This is a genomic window from Microbacterium sp. Bi128 (genome assembly GCF_918698205.1).
The window spans coordinates 1-2,499 of sequence record NZ_CAKKMM010000743.1 but is presented as its reverse complement, the minus strand read 5'-3'; the positions used below and the strand labels follow the sequence as shown (position 1 = coordinate 2,499).

Genomic DNA, 2,499 nt, shown 5'->3' with positions numbered 1-2,499 from the left:
GAGTTCCACTGCGAGGGTGCAGGCCGAGCTGTTCGGTTCCCTCGGCGCCACCGGCCGGGGCCACGGTTCGGACAAGGCCGTCGTCCTGGGCCTCCAGGGCCAGGACCCCGAGACAGTGGACACCGCTACGGCGGATGACCAGGTGGCTGCCGCTGCCCTGGATGCGGAGCTACAGCTCGCCGGCCATCACCGGGTGGATTTCAACTGGGACGAGGACGTGGTCCTGCACCGCCGCAAGTCGCTGCCCGCCCATCCGAACGGCATGACCTTCCGGGCTCTTGACCGCGCCGGCGACGTCCTGAGCGAACGGAGCTTCTATTCGATTGGGGGCGGCTTTGTGGTCGATGGCAATGCACAAGGCGCCGACCACGTGGTGGCCGACGACACGGTGCTGCCCTACCCGTTCACAACAGCTGACGAACTCCTCGAAATATGCCACCGAGAGAATATGTCCGTCTCCGACGTCATGCTGGCCAACGAACTCGTCTGGCGCACCGAAGCCGACCTCCGGGAGAAGCTCTTGGCCCTGTGGGCGGTCATGCGCCAGTGCGTGGAAAACGGCTGCGCTGCCGAGGGCATCCTGCCCGGCGGGCTGAACGTCAAACGGCGCGCCCCGTCGTTGTTTCGGACGCTGGCAGCATCCGCCGTCAGCGCCGAGGCGGACGCCCGGAACCCATCGCCGGTCCAGGTCCCTGCCGACCCGCTGCTCGCCATGGAATGGGTGAACCTCTTCGCGCTGGCCGTCAACGAGGAAAACGCCGCGGGGGGCCGGATCGTCACGGCGCCCACCAACGGTGCCGCCGGCATTGTGCCGGCCGTGCTGCACTATTACGTCAAGTTCGTCCCCGGAGCCAACGACGACGGCGTGGTGCGCTTCCTGCTGGCCGCGGCCGCCGTCGGGATCCTGTTCAAGATCAATGCCTCCATCTCCGGGGCAGAGGTCGGCTGCCAGGGTGAAGTCGGATCGGCGTGCTCCATGGCGGCGGCGGGGCTCTGCGAAGTGCTGGGCGGCACCCCGGAACAGGTGGAAAACGCCGCCGAAGTCGGGATCGAACACAACCTCGGCCTGACCTGCGACCCCGTCGGCGGGCTGGTGCAGATCCCCTGCATCGAACGCAACGCCATTGCCAGCGTCAAAGCCATCAACGCCGCCCGCCTGTGCCTGCACGGGGACGGCAGCCATAAAGTCTCGCTGGACAAGGCCATTAAGACCATGCGCGAAACAGGAGCAGACATGAAAACCAAGTACAAGGAAACCTCCCGCGGAGGCCTCGCCGTGAATGTCGTGGAGTGCTGACCATGGCCGAGAACCAGAGCACCGAAACCGTGGAGCACATCCTGACCCTGGACTGCCCGGAAACGCGCGGGATCGTCCACGCCGTTTCCGGCTTCCTGCTGGACCAGGGCTGCGACATCCTGGAAAGCAAACAGTTCGACTCACAGCTGGACGGCCACTTCTTCATGCGGCTCCACTTCGCCTCGGCCGGGGACCAAACCACCCTGGACACGCTTCGGGAAGCCTTCGTTCCGGTCGCCGACAAATTCGGCATGCGCTGGGACCTGCGGCGGCACGGCAGCAAACGGCGGGTCCTGATCATGGTCTCGAAGTTCGAGCACTGCCTCAACGATCTGCTGTACCGGGCCCGCACCGGGGAACTGCCCATCGAGATCGTCGGCGTCGTCTCGAACCATCCCGATCACCGGCGGACCGTCGAATGGCACGGAATCCCGTTCTTCCATGTGCCCATCACCCCGGACACCAAGCCCGCGGCCGAGCAGCGGCTCCTGGAACTGATCGACCGGATGGACGTTGAACTGGTGGTCCTGGCCCGCTACATGCAGGTCCTCAGCGACAACCTCACCCGCCAGCTGGATGGCCGCGCCATCAACATCCACCACTCCTTCCTGCCCAGCTTCAAGGGCGCGAAGCCCTACCACCAGGCCCACGCCCGGGGCGTGAAGACGGTCGGCGCCACAGCCCACTATGTCAACGCCGAACTGGACGAGGGGCCGATCATCGCCCAGCAGGTGGTGGAAGTAGACCACACCTTCGGGCCCGAGGACCTCGTGGCCGCCGGACGCGACACCGAGTGCAAGGCGCTCTCCAACGCCGTCCGCTGGCACTGCGAGGGACGCGTCATCCTCCAGGGCAACAGGACGGTCGTGCTGCGCTAGGTTTGGCACCATGATCCTGCCCCTCGAGGACCGCGAAGCCGCCGCCCCTGCCTACATCCTGCGGGGTGCCCTCATCACGGATGGCGCCTGCACACCGGGCTGCGTGGTGGCGGTGAACGGCGGCCGGATCGCCTACGCGGGACCCGGCGACGGCTTTGACGCCGCACATTTCCCGGATGCGGAGGAGCTCCCGCTGCCGCCCGGCAGCTCCCTGCTTCCCGGGCTTGTCGACCTCCATTGCCACGGCGCCGCGGGCGGCGGATTCCCGGCCGGCAATGACCGGGGCTGCCGGGCGGCCGTGGACTTCCTGCACCGCAACGGGAC

At 67.0% G+C, this 2,499-nt stretch carries 2 protein-coding genes and 1 pseudogene; all 3 read left to right on the top strand.

What is annotated here, in order from left to right; translation table 11 throughout:
* A partial coding sequence (locus tag LQV45_RS25665) for an L-serine ammonia-lyase (RefSeq protein ID WP_230009462.1) occupies window positions 1–1,297 on the top strand: 1,297 nt, incomplete at its 5' end.
* A 2-nt stretch (window positions 1,298–1,299) separates the two neighbouring features.
* Window positions 1,300–2,175 carry a formyltetrahydrofolate deformylase gene (purU, locus tag LQV45_RS25660; protein WP_028278140.1) on the top strand — a complete coding sequence of 292 codons (876 nt, stop codon included), beginning with the start codon at window positions 1,300–1,302 and terminating at the stop codon, window positions 2,173–2,175.
* 10 nt (window positions 2,176–2,185) lie between these two features.
* Window positions 2,186–2,499: pseudogene (locus tag LQV45_RS25655) on the top strand (N-acetylglucosamine-6-phosphate deacetylase); the annotation flags it as partial.

What these genes read in the sequence shown, in the direction of transcription:
- purU (WP_028278140.1), top strand. Translation starts at nt 1,300, where the DNA reads ATGGCCGAGAACCAGAGCACCGAAACCGTGGAGCACATCCTGACCCTG.